Annotated in this window: 10 protein-coding genes; 1 reads left to right on the forward strand and 9 read right to left on the reverse strand. The window is 35.8% G+C overall.

Going from position 1 to position 17,848, the window contains the following annotated elements:
• The first annotated feature begins 38 nt into the window (after positions 1-38).
• Entirely contained in the window at positions 39-1,838 is a 1,800-nt protein-coding gene (locus Bccel_RS10640; protein ID WP_160317712.1) for an anti-sigma factor domain-containing protein, read from the forward strand.
• Between the two features lie 136 nt (positions 1,839-1,974).
• Here Bccel_RS10640 and Bccel_RS10645 read toward each other — a convergent pair whose 3' ends face one another.
• From Bccel_RS10645 to Bccel_RS10685, 9 genes are all read right to left on the reverse strand, one after another.
• Positions 1,975-2,997: a GerMN domain-containing protein gene (locus tag Bccel_RS10645; RefSeq protein ID WP_050753366.1), complete on the reverse strand. Its 1,023-nt coding sequence runs from the start codon at positions 2,995-2,997 to the stop codon at positions 1,975-1,977.
• Between the two features lie 171 nt (positions 2,998-3,168).
• Positions 3,169-3,957, reverse strand: a complete 789-nt coding sequence (locus Bccel_RS10650) for a ComEA family DNA-binding protein (RefSeq protein WP_036947305.1) — start codon at positions 3,955-3,957, stop codon at positions 3,169-3,171.
• A gap of 96 nt (positions 3,958-4,053) precedes the next feature.
• Positions 4,054-4,770 (reverse strand): 4'-phosphopantetheinyl transferase family protein, encoded by a 717-nt coding sequence (locus tag Bccel_RS10655; RefSeq protein ID WP_036947307.1) that lies wholly within the window; start codon positions 4,768-4,770, stop codon positions 4,054-4,056.
• Positions 4,767-12,644, reverse strand: a complete 7,878-nt coding sequence (locus tag Bccel_RS10660) for a type I polyketide synthase (RefSeq protein ID WP_036947309.1) — start codon at positions 12,642-12,644, stop codon at positions 4,767-4,769. The genes Bccel_RS10655 and Bccel_RS10660 overlap by 4 nt, the downstream gene beginning before the upstream one ends.
• A gap of 196 nt (positions 12,645-12,840) precedes the next feature.
• Positions 12,841-13,803: an alpha/beta fold hydrolase gene (locus tag Bccel_RS10665; protein ID WP_036947311.1), complete on the reverse strand. Its 963-nt coding sequence runs from the start codon at positions 13,801-13,803 to the stop codon at positions 12,841-12,843.
• A 27-nt stretch (positions 13,804-13,830) separates the two neighbouring features.
• Entirely contained in the window at positions 13,831-15,330 is a 1,500-nt protein-coding gene (locus Bccel_RS10670; protein WP_036947313.1) for a class I adenylate-forming enzyme family protein, read from the reverse strand.
• A 22-nt stretch (positions 15,331-15,352) separates the two neighbouring features.
• A complete protein-coding gene (locus Bccel_RS10675; protein WP_036947315.1) occupies positions 15,353-16,387 on the reverse strand; it encodes a ketoacyl-ACP synthase III in 1,035 nt (344 codons plus the stop codon).
• A gap of 24 nt (positions 16,388-16,411) precedes the next feature.
• Positions 16,412-16,657 carry an acyl carrier protein gene (locus Bccel_RS10680; RefSeq protein ID WP_036947317.1) on the reverse strand — a complete coding sequence of 82 codons (246 nt, stop codon included), beginning with the start codon at positions 16,655-16,657 and terminating at the stop codon, positions 16,412-16,414.
• Positions 16,658-16,673: 16 nt separating this feature from the next.
• A complete protein-coding gene (locus Bccel_RS10685; protein WP_036947318.1) occupies positions 16,674-17,711 on the reverse strand; it encodes a 3-oxoacyl-ACP synthase III family protein in 1,038 nt (345 codons plus the stop codon).
• Between the last annotated feature and the right edge of the window lie 137 nt (positions 17,712-17,848).

The raw sequence follows: 17,848 nt of genomic DNA on the forward strand, positions 1-17,848 counted from the left end.
ATATTATTTTATATATGTTATTACACAGAAAAGAGGTAATGAATTTGTATAGGGTGGGCTATATTTTTAGCATTCTATCCTCAGATGTTATAATAATGACTGAGGATCTTGAATTTTACAAAATAAAACGACGTTCTGATATGATTGAGCTAGGACAGGAAATAAGCTTTTCAGAAGCTGAGATCATTCCAATCAAAAACAGAAAACCAAATTATTTAAGAATTGGTGCTATTGCATCTGGATTTGCAGCTGCTATTATTTTGCTTTTCGTTACATTTTACATAAATTTTACACATACATCTAGTGAAATATATGCTTATATAGATGTTGATACAAATTTAAGTGTAAGATTGAATATAGACAAAGAAAATAAGGTTATAGAGGTGGATTCCAACAATTCATCCACTGAGGAAATCCTTGGCAGCACAGATTTTAAGAATAAATCATTAAGTGATGCCCTGTCTACTATTGTTGAAAAGTCAAAGCAGCATGGTTTTACGACTGACAGCAAAGAAGAATATCTTTTAATTTCCGCTTCAATCAAACCAGATGAAGCTAGTAGCCATGAGCAAGACCTTGACCATCTTGTTCAAAATGTTCGTAAAGATATAAAAGAAATGGACAGTCTTAATGTTAATAAAAGGATTATAAAAGTAGATTCCAAGACATGCAAAATTGCAACAGAGAATAATGTTTCCATGGGAAGATATATCACATATATAGAATCAAAAAGTAAAGGAGCAAACCTTTCCATCGAAGATATAAGGGAAGGCTCTATAGGCGGCATCATTAAGAAAGCTGATATGGCTGATATTACAAGTAGTACCAATAATTCTAATAATAACAAGCAAGAAATTGCAATGAATCAGGATAATGGCAAAACAATTGAAAAAACTTTACCAAAGTTTAACACCAGGGATGATAAACATATTGGTAATGATAGCTATACCCAGCCTAGCGGCCATAAAAAGGGTATTAACAATACTACTGCACCAGTGAGTGATGTACCCAAATATACTCCTCATAGTATTAAGAATACACCGATTATTTTGACCTTTGAATACCCTACACCAACACTCATTATTCCTACACCTAACCCGACAAGATATTATCCTGTTTCAACACCTTTTACTATTGTGCAGAATACTCCAAGCTTTACAAATAATTGGCCTATTCATAGAGAAACTAATGTGCCTCCGACAGAAAAAAGACATACTGATGCACCAACTATAATTCCAAGCCCTTTGTTTACTCCGAAGCCAATGCCTACATTCAATTTTGTTTCACCAGTTGAAATCGCCATAAATCCAGCTTCGGAAATTACCGCAACAAGTGCCTTTATAAGTGGTACAGTCACAAAATTCGAGCAGAGTAAGGGTTTTTATGGCAGTGGCTGTAATATTTCACTACTTTATTGGGAAGCAAGCAATCCAATGCATGTAAAAGTTGCATCTTCAATAAGTAAGAAGGATTTCCCTGCTGATATTTCAGCTACTATTAAAGATCTAAAGCCACACACCACTTACCAGTTTAAAGTTACTGTGAACTTCTATTTTAGCAGCAGCCTTCAGACGTTCAAGACACTGGCATTGGAAAGTAAAAGTACTAGTATCGTTTCAACTAGCACTCCGACACCGTCAATGCCTGTGAAAGTTACGCCTGTGCCCAAAAATCCATGGGTATTTCCTACACCAATTGCACCACCGGTTTGGTATACCCCTCCAAAGATATATATGCCACAGTATACTTTTGTTAAGCCTACGGATTTGTCGACTCCGTCTCATACTACAGCACCAACACCCACTCCAACGAAAAGAAAATACCATAGATTTTATTGAAAAAAATCACCTGTGATTTTTCAACCTTGATTTGTTATTGTGAGAAATTATGGTGTACAATACCTAGACATAAATAAAATAGGAGGTTTATCAATCTGACTGGCCTCCTATTTCTTATCACTGCTTACTTTGATTCTTAATTTTTTATTATATTTTCATTTCTATAAAATGGTTTATTAAATTCCATATCGGAATATGTCTCAACAACCTTTCCTCCGATAAGAAACTGAACTTTTTTCACTGTTTTTAACTCTGTCAGTGAGTTTACTATTGCATTTATAGTGATCAATCCCCCGGCTGAACCTGCAAAAGCATTGTTTTCAAACTCTTTCGAAAGATTAACCTTACATGTCCCATCCTTTGATGTATTTATTGATAAAATTTTGGTATTCTCCGGCATAACCGGATATAGATCCTTATTCTCCGGTCCCTTTAACAGTTCCTCCATGATTTTCTTCTCGATAGCATCATTTGCAGTTATAGTAACTTTTCTCTTTTCACTAATAATAAAATTGGAATTGGGGCTTCCAAAATAAACTGTAATGACCTCTGATTGATTCTTTGAAATTACACCGTTTTTATCCAGATCAACCTTAGCCATTTCTCCAAACGCTTTGCCATCTGTGTCCAACAGTTCATGTCCTTCAACCATTATTTTAACCCTTTCAATACCCGAAATTTCAGTTAAAGTATTAACTACAGAAATTCTTTTGAATTCTTCCGTTATTCCATTTTCCTTTTCCTTGTATTCCTTTGAAAAATCAACTATAACAGTTTTATCATCCCTTTTTATACCTAAGATTGAGACACCCTCTGGCAAAGTATTTCTCAATCCTTCCTTGCTAGGACCGTCTATCAAGGCTTCTATGGTTGCTCTTAAAATAGCCATTTCACTGATTTCAATACTCCTAATTTCCTTAACCAAGGCTGTATTGTCTTTATTGGAAAAATACAATGCCACCTTTTTCTTTGTACTGTCATTTTCTTCATGAATCTCGGTATTGCTATTACTGCTTTCTGAATCAACAGCCTTGTCATTTTGTGAAGATGTAGTTCCATCCAAATTGGATTTAGTTGTCTTGTTGTTGGTATCAAAGCTACACGCTGTAAGTGTAATTAGCATAAAAACAATAAATAATATAACGCTTCTTCTCATCATTTCCCCAAGAATTACCTCCATTTCGTTTAGATTAAGGGTATTCCTTATATTCCTTAACATTGACCATAGATAATTATAGCACAACGTTATCAAATCATCAAAGACAGAACAAGGCTGCATAAAAACTCATTGGATTTTATGCAGCCTTACCGTTAACAAACTATATTTATTCTAGTTTACAGCAACAACTCCCTTTAGTCTATTGAATTTACTTTCGCCGATTCCCGGAACATTTAACAGATCCTCAATTGTTTTAAATTTTCCATGTTTATTTCGATATTCCACAATATCTGCAGCAATTGCAGGTCCAATACCAGGTAATGCTGCATCCATTTCGTCTGCAGAAGCGGTGTTTATATTTATTTTAGTACTTGTCCCCTGGCCTTTTTCACTTGCCAGCACTCCTCCGCTGTCCTTTATAATTTTTACAGCTTTACCAGCTTCGTTATTTGTCTCTCCATTCCCGCTTGCTTTATTGATGGAAGGCTGACTGCTCTTACCATTTGCCGGACCGTTGGATGGCTTATTTTCAATACCTGTATTAGCCTCATTCTTGGATTTTATATTAAGCCAGACATTTTCATTTAGAGCATAAACCATATTGATATTTTTATCTGCATTATCGGTTAGCCCACCTGCAGCATTAACTGCATCAAAAATCAACTGTCCCTTTTTAAGTGTTATTATTCCTGGCTTTTTCACGCAGCCTGTTATATATACTTTAATTTCTTCCTGCACTTCTGTCGGCGAGGGAGTCGACATTTTTTTCTCCATAGGAGTGCTAACGGCATTATTAGCTATGACAGGGGATTTTTGATCATCTGACATAAATATAATAGGTTGATTTCTTATCTTGATCAAATAGCCAATTGTCCCTAACACAATCAACAATGCTAGAGCTGATGCAGCAAGAATACTTTTTCTTACATAAATTTCTCTACCAAAAAATTTGAATTCCATAATACTTACCCTCCTCATATTATTTCGGAAGTTAATATATATATTTATTCTTCGTATAGAGAAAAAATCCTTTATTGTTCATTCCTTAGTATTTTATTAAACATTACTTAACTCTACAGCAATTGATATGCAAAAATCCCTACAACGAAAGGATTTAAGCCTTATTGACATATCGTTTTTATAATAGTAATCATAGGTTGTATCCAGCTTAGAAAAATCCATATTCATTCCAAGCCTGAAGAGTTTGGAAATAGCTTCCTTTCTTGTCCAGTAAGCCATCGCCATCCATGAATACTCGTCTTTATGGATGCAATTTTTAAGTACATGTTTTTCATTATCAGTATAAAAGTACTTAATAAGAGATTTATCAGGCATGAATATATTTTCAATATCCACCCCTATTCTCTTATCAGCAACTACTCCAACACAATATGGATAGGAATGAGTAATAGAGGCTGTACAAGATTGGTATTGCAGAATGTAAGGGGCAGAGTCTGCCCCTTTTAATACATCAATTGTTCCAAAATCCCTTTTTGCTCTTAAGTGCATATGCTTCCTGAATGCATTTTTGACAGCATATCTTCCGGCAATCCATTGCAGTCTGTTCTTTTCAAGCTTTATTTTTTTCAGGTGTGCTATTTCAGCATCCGACAGTATCTCATAAATACCGCTTGAAACAAGGACTCGACTTTTCTCCAGATCTGACATATTTATTATATCAAAATTGAAGCCAAAGCTTTCCGAAAGCTGCAGAAGCCATTCATTTATTGATTCTTCAGTTCTATTTTCTTCTCTGTTTATTAACCCTATCATGAATTAATCCGCCTCACTATTACTCCCTTTGCATAATAATTGACATCATCATTCTCATTATACATAATAACATCATATGTCTTCATGTCATCATTTTCATTTAATAGTTTTCCATAAACCCTGTAGCTTCCAAGTGTCCTTGGAACATTGACTACCCCAAACTCTTGAATCTTCCAAGGCAAGTGAACCCTACCGCTGGATTCAGCCGAGTGGATACCGCAAGCCTGCATGAGAGAATCCATAAAAACCGGGTTTATAAGCAAATTATCAAGGTTGTATTGCTTATTTGTAATCTGCTCTTCTGATAACAATATTGAATAGACAATTGAGTTATCATTAAATTTAGCCTTATTAAATTTTTTGCAATTATCATCCATAAACAATGGCCCAAAGCCTATTCCATTCTTTATGCTATTTGCTTGTCCTGCCAGAAGATCTCTTACTGTAAACTCTTTCATATTCCCATCTTCTATATTCTTCAAGTACTCCAAGTCCCCATAACTGCCAGAGGAGTTGTATATTTCCATCCTGTTAAGCTCAATAAATCTTCCTTCCATATTTTTGGGCTGGAAGTAGTTGTAGAATGTTGCCTTATAAGAGCCTTCTTCACCCAGCTGCCTTGGTATCATGCTTATTTCCTGTGAATTCTCACGATGCAGCTTCAGAGGATTGGTAAGTGTAATGTCTCTAAAGCAGTACTGATTCTTTCTTCCGTGTAAAAGACTGTGAAACTCAGCACAAATCTCCATAAACCCTACAGCTGGCATCAACGGTGTTTCACCTAATAAATGATTTTTGATTATCGGATCTCTTTTCACTGAAAGTACTTTGTATACCTTATCAACCTTTTTATCTTTTTTAGTGATCCAATCAATAAACGGTGTCTTAAAAGTACTTTCCTTAATGACGGTAAAGTCTTTAAAGCTGCTTAATCCCCTGCTTATAACAACTTCAGCCGCATTTATTCGACTTGTAAGAACGTTAATAAACTCATGTGCTCCCCTATCAGGCTCTATAAGATGAATTCCCAGTTCCTCCGAGTTTGTTTTTACAAACTCATTCCTCCATGCCATGCCGATATCTTTCCAGCCTGACCATGCAATGCTTAAGGCTTGTACCTTTTTATTTTCTTTTCCAACCATAGACATGAAGCTTGTAATAAAGTTATTGGCAGAACAATAATCCAACTGTGCTTCGTTTCCAAATCTGCCTGAGATGGAAGAGAAACCAATGATAACCTTTAATTGTTCCTTATCCAAAAACCTGTATAAATTGCATAGCCCCTTAGTCTTAATTGAGAAAACTTCGTTAAATTCTTCTTCAGTTTTTTTATCCAGCATATTGCTTTTTTCAACGCCTGCAGCATGGATTACTACATTGACTGGTCCATGAACATTAGCTGCACTCTTTATAGCAGCTTTAAGTTTGTCACCGTCCCTAACATCACAGTTAATATATAATACAGAACAATTCTTTGATTTCAGTTCATTCATAACAGTATAAACAGATATTGATTTTAATATTTTGTTATACTCCTTTTGAACTTCTAAAGGTGTTGCCTTAATCCCTTTTTCCAAAAGAGCATCTCTGATCTCAATTTTCTTTTTCTCTAAAGAAGATGCATCAAGTTTGGAAATTTTATCAATATCTGAAGGCAACGAAGTCCTTCCTATAATTGTGAACTTTCCAGTCATTTCATTTGATAACTTCCTTATAATCTCTGCCGTTATTCCATTTCCTCCGCCTGTAATTAAAAAGTGCCCATCATTAATCTGCAAATCATTTTTAAGATCTGCCCTATCTAAATTATCAAGCTTTATAACTACCCTCTTATTATTGATATAACCAGTTTCGAGGGAACTTCCGCAAGCTTCAATCTCATCTATGATTTTTGCTAAAGCCTCATTATCCAGTACTTTTTCCCCAAATCCTCCAATATCCAGGACTTTAACCTTACATTCAGTCCATTCCTTTCCAAGACCTTTATAGAACCCACAGATAGCTCCGTAGAAAGGATCAGGTATAACATCCGACTTATTGGCAAATCCAAAGCTGCCATCCATGGCTACAGCTGCAATTATCCTTACTTCAGGTTTCTTTACGGCTTCTGAAAGACTCTTGTAGAAAGCGAATCTTATCTGACTGCTTAATGTAAGATATTTATCCTCGTCAGTCTCAGATAAATTTGAAACATCCACATTTAACCCAATATGAGTTAAGTCGATAATAACCTCAATACTTTTCCAAGCCAATTCCTTAACCTTTTTTTCTATATCTTCAGTATCCATTGGATACATAAAATTAAGGCAGTGCAAGTTATCAGTATATTTTTCAAAAAAGACAGTCGCCTTTTGCACAGTATCTTCATTATCACCGATTATCAGAACATTTTTTTTTTGAATTTCAAAATCTTTAGAATTAATGTTCTCTTCCACAACTTCAGGTACCTGTATGCATAATTGCCTCTCAAGATTATCTGCAATTGGTTGCTCTTCATCCTCCCTGTCTAACTGGTCATAATTTTTTTTGTTTTCTTCATTAACACCAGACTGTTTCTCGCTCTCTATACCAAAAGTGCTTTCTATGAGCTGAATAATTGAACCTATTGTCCTTATTCTTGAGGGATTTAGTATACTGGGATCGTCAATTTTAAACATCTCACCAACTCTAGAAAAGATTGTTGCCTGCTTTATAGTATCTATTCCTAAATCAGCTTCAAATTCCATTTCGCTTTCTAACATTTCCTTCGGATACATGGTTATTTCAGATATTATATCCAAAATGGCATCTCCACTACCGCTATCAATAGATACCACCGTGTTTTTGCCTTCTACTTTATCATTTTTATTTTCTCCTTCGGTCTTACTATTTATAAGCCTTACAATGTGCCCTATTGTAGGATAATTAGATAGTGCTATTGAGCCATCATATTTTAGTCCAAACCTCTCGGATAACATTGAAAAAATAGTTGCCTGTTTTACAGTATCTATACCCAAATCAGCTTCAAGTTCCATTTCAGTATCTAACATTTCCACAGGGTACTTTGTTATCTCTGAATAAATTTTCAAAACCTCTTCTTCCACACAGCCGTGGTGCTCGACTAAAGTATCGTTATCGATTGAACCGTTACTTTCTTCTAAATTATTTACACTTTTTTGTAAAGATTTCCGGTAACTGCTCTCAAGGAATGAGTCATGATACCCTTCTTCCTTAATTCCAAGCATATTTATGCTTTTAGAATTTAAATCTTCCTTTTTGCTTACATAATTAGCATTTGCTGCTTCAGCCACCAAAATCCTTCCATGGGAGCTGAGCTTGGCATCATTGGAGTCTGCTATGCGTTTTATCCAATTTTCGTAAATAGTTTTATCAAACACCCTGTCATCGCCATCAGAGACCTTTTGCAGCAAGTGGTAGTTTCCATTACCTCCAAAGGCAGAAACTCCTCTTAATACATATTGAAATCTGTACGAACCGCCCTTTGACAAATTAAGCCCTGAAAGATCAGGGTCTTCCACCTTGTAATTTGATATAGGAGGTATATTCTGGTATTGCAGTGCCTTGGCAGATATGGCTTCTTCAAGGGAAGCACCCATTGTATGCCCTGTCATGCCTTTAGTATTTATTACTTTTATATCCTTAAACTTTTCTCCAAAGGCATATTCAAGAGACCTTTTCTCCATTTGCCCACATCCACCATTCTTAGGCGAATATGTTTCATGAGAACAGTACACAGTTTTTGAAGCAATATCTGCTCTATTTATACCATGCTCACTTTCCATTTTTAAAAGGAATCTATCAAGCTCTATACAATGTCTTTTTGTATCGACTTTAGAATTATGTCCTGCTGAGTTAAACATGTGAGTACCAAGTATCCTGCATATGCCCTTCATACCCCTTTTTTCAATATCAGTTTCCTTCTCGATTACAAGACCTACAGCACCTGAACCAAGGATCATTCCATTTCTCCTGTCATCAAAAGGTACAGCAGCCTCAAAAAGATCATGGGAATCAGAAAGAACGCCAATACTTAAAAATGCTGCACCGATCCATGGAAGCACTGCTTCAGTACTTGAAATATCCGCACCAATTACAATGGCTCTTCCAGCACGCCCGGTCCTAAGCATATCCTCAGCTATTGATACAGAGCTTGCTGTTGAAGAACACGCTGTATTTACATATAAGTTAGGCCCAGTAGCACCTATAAGCTGTGCAAACCTGTTATTTGCCTGTGAAGACAAAATAGTCATAAAGTTGTAGTTAAATTCATATATGTCCTGCTCTGTATATTTCCCTACAAGCCTTGAATAATGTGCATTAAACCAGTCTGTAAGCAACTTCCTGGAGCTATAGTCGCTAATTTTTGAAATTACAGAACTATAGAAATTAATAATATCCATTTTGGGTTCTGATCCAAATTTGCTTGCAGTATACTTTGACACTTGGGTTATAACATTGTCTAACGGGAAAAGTCCATTTGCATATATTATGGCTGTGTTATCCCTCATCTCTTCAGGTAAAACAAGCCTTCCAGGCAGCAATGAACCTGATGCCGTCTTGATATATTCTCTAACAAGAGGAATACCTGCATCTTTTAATGCTTCATAACCAGCTGCAACTCCGGCACATACAGCAAGGCTGGTTTGCTTTAGCATTTTTTCATCCATGAGGTAATCCTCAATCATATCCATTTGACCGAACTTTCCCGCAAACTTAATGATTTCATTTATTGATGATATCTTTTTAAATTCTGTCACTTCTTCAGTCTTTAATAATCTTGTAACATTTAAATCTAATATGCTGTTTTGCTCTTCATCGGTAAGCTTTTCAATGAAGTTTGTCCCTTCAAACAGCAGATCAAAATTATCATCTGAAAATGCCTTTTTAAATGTGCCTGGCAGTCCTACCGATACACCGCTATATAAAATACTATCATTATTTGACAATATATTGTTTGTAATAGAAGTAATACTATCTACACTTCTTAATAAATTGCTATTGGTTTCACATGCATATTCTTTAGGCCTGCATATGCTCTCACTTGTTTTAAACATATTTTCAGTTGGCACCATGGATACATCAACACCAATTGCAAAAAGTGCAGCTAAAGCCTGCTTGAAAGATTCTGAAGAATTCTTACCTTTAAAGTTAACAGGTATCACTTTTACATCTTTATTATCCAGAATATTCTTGGCAAGGTTTGTCAGCACGTTAGACGGACCTGCTTCTATAAATACTCTGACACCTTCATCATAGAGCTTCTCAATGGAATCAATGAAATTAACAGGTGATGTAATTTGATCTTTAAGTAATCCTGCCATATCTTGAAGCTTATCTTCAATATCACTGTAAAATTCCTTAAGGTGGCAAGCCATTATTTTGGATTTAGGTTTATTGAATTTTAAATCCTTGATTTTATTATAAAAATCCTCAGCGGCCTCTTTTATAAGCTCAGTATGAAAAGCATGGGACACATTCAGCAAAGTATATGTAATTTTACTTTGGGCTAAAAGCTTCATAAAGCTTTCAATTTCAGAGGCTGCTCCACCCACAATAGTTTGCACATGAGAATTCATATTTGCAATTCTTACATGTAACCCATTTTCTTTAATTATCGCAGCAACATCACTTTTGTTTGCCTTCACACTAAGCATTTGGCCTCTTTTGTCCTGATCTATTTCATCGAAGCAATAACCCCTCTCTCCAACCATATATACAGCTGATTTAAGATCAAGAATTTCTCCTGCATAGAAGGATGTAACTTCTCCGAGGCTGTGTCCTATCATATAGTCTGCTTTGACGCCTGCTTCAGTTAAAAGCTTGTATACAGCCATGTTGCTGAGAAAAATTGCAGGATGTGTATTTTTTGTATTTCTTAACTGATTAAAAATCTGATCCTCATCATCACCAAAAATCAAAGGCATTAATGAATAACCATAATTAGCTCTCCAAATGTTATCCACCTGAGTATAAAAAGACTTTACAATTGGATAGCTTTCATACAATTCCTTGAGCATGTTTGGATATTGGGAAGCCTGCCCCGGGAACATAAATGCTATTGTATCCGATGCCACAGGCTCTTCGATTCCGATAAAAATTCCCTTTGCCAAGAGCAATCCGTCATCCATTTTTTTATTGCCATCCATCTGCTGGCAAACCATGCTCCATTTTTCCTTAAGTTCATCATAGGTGCTTGCACAGATAGCAACACGTATCTTCATTTTAGCTGCTGCTTTTACATTGTTGCTGTAAGCAGCCTTTCCAAAATCAGTTTCCGATTCTCCAAAGCTTAAAAACCTCTCAAAGGACTCTTTTACTTCATAGAATGTATTACCCGATAAAAGTAGGGCTTCTTTTTGACATTCACAACTATCATTACGGACATTGTCACTCTTTTCACAAACTTTATCATTGAAAGAGTATGATTTATTAACAAACTCCCCCCTGAATTCTTCCAGGCAAAAATGATAATCAGCACCACCAAATCCAAATGAGCTTACGTTAGCCCTTCTAGGATGCGAAACCTGTTCATTCCAGTTCATGCCCTCAGTTAATATATAAAATGGAGAGTCCTCTATTTTAAGGTTTGGATTAACTTCTCTTACATTTGCAGTAGGAGGTAAAAACTTATTGTATAGTGCCATAGAGGCTTTTATAACCCCTGCAACACCGGCAGCATTTCTCAAATGTCCGATGTTTGATTTAATTGATCCAACACCACAATAGTTTTTTCTACTTACCCCAAAATCACTAAATGCATTTTTTAAAGCCGTTATTTCAGAAACATCGCCAACACTTGTCCCTGTTCCATGAGCTTCAATCATTTCAATAGTTTCAGCAGAGTAACCAGCCATTTTTACAGCATTTTTAATAACCCTGACCTGCCCATCAGCACTTGGTGCCGCGATATATTTGCCTTTTCCGTCGCTTCCTTGTCCGTATCCCGATATAACAGAATATATTTGATCCCCATCTCTTATGGCATCAGAAAGCCTCTTTAACGCTATTATACCGCCTCCTAAGCCCATTACAAAGCCATTGGCACGGGAATCAAAAGGATATGATCCATCAGGAGACAAAGCATTAATTGCTGAAAATGCTACAAGACCTACCTCAGTTAATGTAACCTCTACTCCTCCTGTTAAAGCAAGGTCATATTCGTGATTCAAAAGTCCTGATACACTTATGGCTATGGCTGTTAATGCAGATGCACATGCAGAATCTACAGTAAACGATGGCCCCTGAAAATCAAATATATTTGATATTCTGCCAGCCGTCAAATTTTGCAAATATCCTGTAGTGCTGTCCTCTGTGATATTTAAGTTGCCTTCTAGCAGCTTTTCCTGCATCTCATTAAATACACCTTCAATTTGGTGTAACATTGGATTTGACTTTAATCCGGGGTGATTTAAAAATTCACTCTCCACCCTTTGCAGGAAAGTTCTTCTGACGACGTTTTCAAAATTGTGCCCTGGTGCACTTGTGTTAAGAATTACTGCCGTTCTTTCCTTTGTGATATTGCTCTTTATCTCCTGTATGACCTGATCAACGCAATACACAGTGGCATGCTGATTAGGATCCATATACTCTGCTACCGCAGGAGGTATTTTATACTTTCTGCATAGTGCTGTATTATCTAAAACGTCAGGAACAGCCGCGATATTCGTATAAGTCTTGTTGAATTTATTACTTTTACCAAAAAACTCTGGCTTATAATATATATTTTTGTTGTAAAACCTTTCTGGTATTTCCCTTATCGAAATCTTTTTATCTAATATATTTTGCCATAAGGTTTCAATTTTATTTGCATCAGGTAGCAGTCCTCCCATTGCTATAATTGCAACTCTATCCTCAGGATAGTAGTATTTACTCATTTTGTCCTCCAATCTCATTCCATACATTAAAAGCTATTAATCCCCCAACACAACAATTAAGGAGCTTTCAAAAATTTCTTTGGTCAATTTTAAATTTTGAAGAGTAGTAAAATCAGTATTTTTGAAATCTCCAGTTGACCAGTTATTTTTTAGGAATCACCTAATAGCATTTTTAATTTAGAAAAATTAATTAAAATTATAAATTATTATAAAAGTCTATAATATCTGTAGCCAGCCTTGGAACCCTTAGAACGTTTAAGTGTCCTGCCGAGTAGACAGACACATTCCTTATGCCGGTTTTTCTAATAAATGTTTTATACTTGTTCTCAGAAATAATTTGGTCATAGATGGAATATGCAACAGAAATCATACTATTATCTATTTGATAATCAATATTTTCACAGGGATCTAATTCCTCAAGCATTCTTGTATATTTACCCATATCAAATCCACTGTTTAAAATATCCCTCCCAATAGTAATAAGTAAAGGGTTGTCCAACACCAACCTTGAAAGTTCTGTTACAGGATTAAATAAAAAGGTTTTAACGGTTTGTCTCTTTAGTATATAGTATTTAAATGCCATACATCCCCCCATACTAAAGCCAGTTAATGTTGTTTCCAACCCATTAAAAGCTTTTATAAAGCTCAAAGAAGCCTCAATATCAAACATGGATTGTGATATGGCATTACATAATCTGTAAATATCAGCACTAAAAAAATATTCACCGCTAAAGCTGCTTTGGTAGGGCTTTCTTTCAAAGTGATATGGCAGCAGCATAATAAATACATTAACATTAAAAATATTAAGCTGTTTAATAAGGTACATGTAATTTGCCATATTATCATCAAATAAGCCGTGCAATAGCAGTATATTGCTTTTTGGATTTTCCGCAGGAAAATAATAAACGTAAACCTTGTCATTCTCCACATAATGATTTGACTTACAATAAGAAGGCATACAAAAACTGGTTATACCATCTCTATTAACCAGTTTCTCTGCTTTTGATTTATCAAAAGACAGATGGTCAAGATCCTCAAAAGAAATATTGCTGTTTTTAAATAACGAATTCAATGGAGAGTGACTAACTTTTAAAAGCTTTTCATTTATTAATTTTTCAACAGCAAAAGAGTCAACAAATTTAGAGCTAGTTTCATTCATCTTTACATTCTAAATCCCTTCAACTTATCAAAAACTTTTTAACGCGTTTTTATCAATTTTACCAAGGTTATTCCGTGGAAACTCTTCCAAAACAGATATGTATTTAGGTACTTTAAAGTTGGCAATTTTACCTGATATGTACTTTATCAAGTCCCTCTCATTACATGGTGCATTATCCTTAAGAACAACAAAAGCTTTTACGATCTGTCCGTATATTTCATCTTCTATACCAACAGCAGCAGAATCAACAACGTCCTTGTGTGAGTTCAATACAGCTTCTATTTCAAGAGGAGATATCTTCAAACCTGCTACATTGATAAATTCAGTCTTTCTGCCGCATAGAACAAATGAACCGTCACTTCTTCTATAGCCATAATCCCCTGTATAAACCTTTCCGTCGCGAAGCCTTTCTTGTGTTTCCATTGGCTTATTCAGGTATCCAAGCATTATACCTCTGCCTGACACTCGCAGTTCACCTATTATTCCATCCTCACAAACATTGCTATCTTCATCAACAGCTTCAACCTCAAGAATTCCCTTCGGAGGGAATCCCACATTGCCTGTAGGTTCAGGAAGCATAGACATTCTAGTAGCTATAAGAGTCGTTGTCTCAGTCATCCCATATCCTTCATCCAGATATATTCCTGTAGCTTTATACCATGCCAATGCTGTTTCATAGCTTAGTGGTGCAGCCGCTGAAAAGGCAGCCTTGAGCTTCCTCAGGGAATCATATATCGATTCGTATCTTAGAAGCTGCTGATAGTGGGTAGGCACTCCAAATATATGTGTTATATTTTCACTTATAATAGTTTTCGATATTTTTACAGGTTGAAACGCTCTTAAAAAAACAATGGCTGCTTTACCACATAATGCCGGTATTAAAATGGACAAGGATCCAAACCCATGTGAAAATGGTACAAAGCATAATATGCGATCCTCCGGAATATATGTGTACATTGAACTGTTACTTTTATCAACAAACGTATAAAAGCATCCTGTTGTAAGCATTACACCCTTTGGTTTAGATGATGTTCCAGAGGTATACAATAACATGGCCAGCTCATTTTCCTCATAATTGTAGCAACCTTCGTTATCGCTGCCGCAAGTGATGTCCGCCAATTCCTTATGATATGCTTCAATATTTATAATATCCGCATCTATCTCATTTCCATCCTTCAATTCGGCTTGTATATCCTTTTCTTCCAGATATGTAATAAGACATTTAGAGCCGGAATCCTGCAAATAGTAAATTAATTCCCCTGCTTTGTATAATGGGTCAACAAGGCACACGACACCACCAATATATTGTATGGCTAATAAAATAACTGCTGCATCAATACTGTTGTAAAGGTGGGTTGATACAACTGTTCCCGGCTTGTATCCCTTGTTTCTTAAATACTCAGCAGTCTTCCTTACTTCGTTTATAAGTTCTCCGTATGTAAGCCTGCTGCCATTTTCAGCATCTATTAATGCCTCAAGATCAAAACTTTTCGTGTCGGTATTAAAAAGCAAATCACAATAATTCACAAAATTCCCCCCATCATTAAACTTAATATTTAAAAATCATTCCACCACTGCTTGCACCAGCTCCGTGTGCCTGCATCATAACTACGTCACCCCGCTTTAAACGGCCTGATTCTATAAGATGGTTTAGATTTAGTGGACTCATGGCGGCTACGGTATTACCGTGTTTATAAAATAAACTTGTACTTTTCTCTTTTGGAAACCCGATTTCTTTTAGCTGTGCCTCCCATATTCTAGTAGATTGATCTGACGTCACAAAATGATCTATATCATCAATTGACCCGCCATAATCTGACAAAAGCTTGTCCGATATAACTTTTGCATACTGTGCCGAACTTTGAAACACTGTGTTGCCATCAGCAATCTTCATAAAGAAAATACTTGAGTCAACATTTTCACCATTATTTTTGTAGCTGGTCCCATACCTGATAAGAGCATTATCATATAAAAAATGGTTTGTAATTATATATGATGAAAAAAAATGTTGTACATCGGAATACCCAACAAGCATTGCTGCAATTGCATCACCAAATAAGAATACTGTTTTGGGATCAGGCATATTCCAATAATGACAGCATTTTCCCATAGCACTGCCCCCAAGTATAAGAACATAGTCATCACCTGAGGCTATATACCTGATGGCTAAATCCATTGCATGTACGAAGCCGCTGCAGGCAGCAAAAATATCAAAGGCAGGTATTCCTTTTTTTGTACCTAACTTTCTTAACGCACCAATAGAAGTGGCCGGTACATGATAATCACCAGCCAATTTTGTAAAAACAATCCTATCGATACTGTCAATATCAACATTTGCCCTTTCAAGACATTGGTTGATTGCCTCCTCCATCAGATCTTCAACCTTTTCATCAAGACCCGTCCATCTTCTCTCCTTAATCCCCAGTGCGTATTCAACAGCCCTGTCTGTAGCAATTATATTATACCTATCAATGATATTCTGATTAGTAACTACATTTCTAGGAAGAGCTACTCCAGTTGACAAAATTCTTGAGTATCTGCTGATTTTAAGCGGCTCTATATCTGGAAATATAAAATTCTGCACTTTTCTCCTCCACTTATGATGTATTTATTTGTTTTGAATCTTGGCATAAATAGAATCTACAAGATTCTTCATAACATATAACTCCGGGTCACCTTCAATCATAGGAATAGAGAATGTCTCTGAAAATCTGAATCCCAGCTCTACTATCGCTATGGAATCTGCACATAGCTCATCAACCAGATTTGTATGAGGCTCCACCTCCTTTTCATCTACCCTTAGATATTCAACTATCAACTCTTTTGTCTTTTGATATACTTCATCGTAATTCATTTTTTTCCCCCTAATTCTATACTCTATATATAATGCCGCCTCCACTTATTCCTTCACCATGTGAAATCATCATAATAGTCATACCCTTTTCAATCTTGCCTTGACTAAAGCCAAAATCAAGCTGTAAAGGAAGCATGGCGGACATTGTATTTCCATAATCCTTTATAAGTGATATGCTCTTATCTTCACTAAGACCAAGGGTCTCTAATGTTATCTCCCATATCCTGCGATTATTTTCAGTAACTAAAACCATATCAATTTCTTTTAATGAAAGGCCGCTTTCTTCGAGCAAGCTATTTGAAACCGCAATAGATGCCTGCCTATAAAATTCTTCAGCCTTTTTCCAGTTATCCATTCTATAAGTATCATACAAAGCGGGCAAATCAGTATTAAGCCCCATATCTGCTATAGTTAGAGGGCTTATAGCATAAGATAGCTCATAAAATTCGCAATTGGAATAAAAGTAGCTGGCTAAAATATGTTTTTCACTGGAATGACTGAATAAAACCGCAGTAGAGGCATCACCAAACAGGAATGCTACTCTTGGATCAGTCTTGCTGACCATCCTGTTAACAATCCCCCCTGAAGCTAAAAGAATATGCTCGTCTCCAGTGTTTATGTACTTAGATATTAGATCAAAGGCTATCAGAAACGAAGATATACCTCCATCGATGTCAAATGCCTGAATCGCCTTTCTATTCCCAAGCTTTTTTTTCAAATTGCTTGCTGTCATCGGAAGGATATTGTCACCGATATACTTATTTACAAAGATTCTTGACAGACAATCCGGTTCAAAACTACATCGATTAAGACATTTTTGTGCAGCATGGCATAATAAATCGCTATCCTCAAAAATTTCATCTGCAACATGCCTTTTATCAACGCCAACGGACTTAATAATGGCAGGGCTTTTGAATGCTAGACCGTAATTTTTTATTATTTCATCGGTACTAATTGCTGTTTCAGGTACAAATGATGCAATTGAACGTATTTCACAATAGCGGTTAATATTTTTCTTCTTTAATTTAGGAAAATAAAAATTTTTTTGACTCATAACTCCATATACTTCCAAATACAAAATACTTTTTATTCGATACTTATTACAGGAACTCTTTCTACTAACATATTATAACATACTTATAATAAAACAACAGATTATTTTTGTTATTTTTTTATGGATTTGACTTAATA

Source organism: Pseudobacteroides cellulosolvens ATCC 35603 = DSM 2933 (assembly GCF_001262605.1).
In the GTDB taxonomy this organism is placed as follows: domain Bacteria; phylum Bacillota; class Clostridia; order Acetivibrionales; family DSM-2933; genus Pseudobacteroides; species Pseudobacteroides cellulosolvens.

Excerpts from the sequence above, each read along its gene's own strand:
- Bccel_RS10640 (WP_160317712.1), top strand. The coding sequence starts at position 39 with ATGAATTTGTATAGGGTGGGCTATATTTTTAGCATTCTATCCTCAGAT.
- Bccel_RS10645 (WP_050753366.1), bottom strand. The coding sequence starts at position 2,997 with ATGATGAGAAGAAGCGTTATATTATTTATTGTTTTTATGCTAATTACA.
- Bccel_RS10650 (WP_036947305.1), bottom strand. The coding sequence starts at position 3,957 with ATGGAATTCAAATTTTTTGGTAGAGAAATTTATGTAAGAAAAAGTATT.
- Bccel_RS10655 (WP_036947307.1), bottom strand. The coding sequence starts at position 4,770 with ATGATAGGGTTAATAAACAGAGAAGAAAATAGAACTGAAGAATCAATA.
- Bccel_RS10660 (WP_036947309.1), bottom strand. The coding sequence starts at position 12,644 with ATGAGTAAATACTACTATCCTGAGGATAGAGTTGCAATTATAGCAATG.
- Bccel_RS10665 (WP_036947311.1), bottom strand. The coding sequence starts at position 13,803 with ATGAATGAAACTAGCTCTAAATTTGTTGACTCTTTTGCTGTTGAAAAA.
- Bccel_RS10680 (WP_036947317.1), bottom strand. The coding sequence starts at position 16,657 with ATGAATTACGATGAAGTATATCAAAAGACAAAAGAGTTGATAGTTGAA.
- Bccel_RS10685 (WP_036947318.1), bottom strand. The coding sequence starts at position 17,711 with ATGAGTCAAAAAAATTTTTATTTTCCTAAATTAAAGAAGAAAAATATT.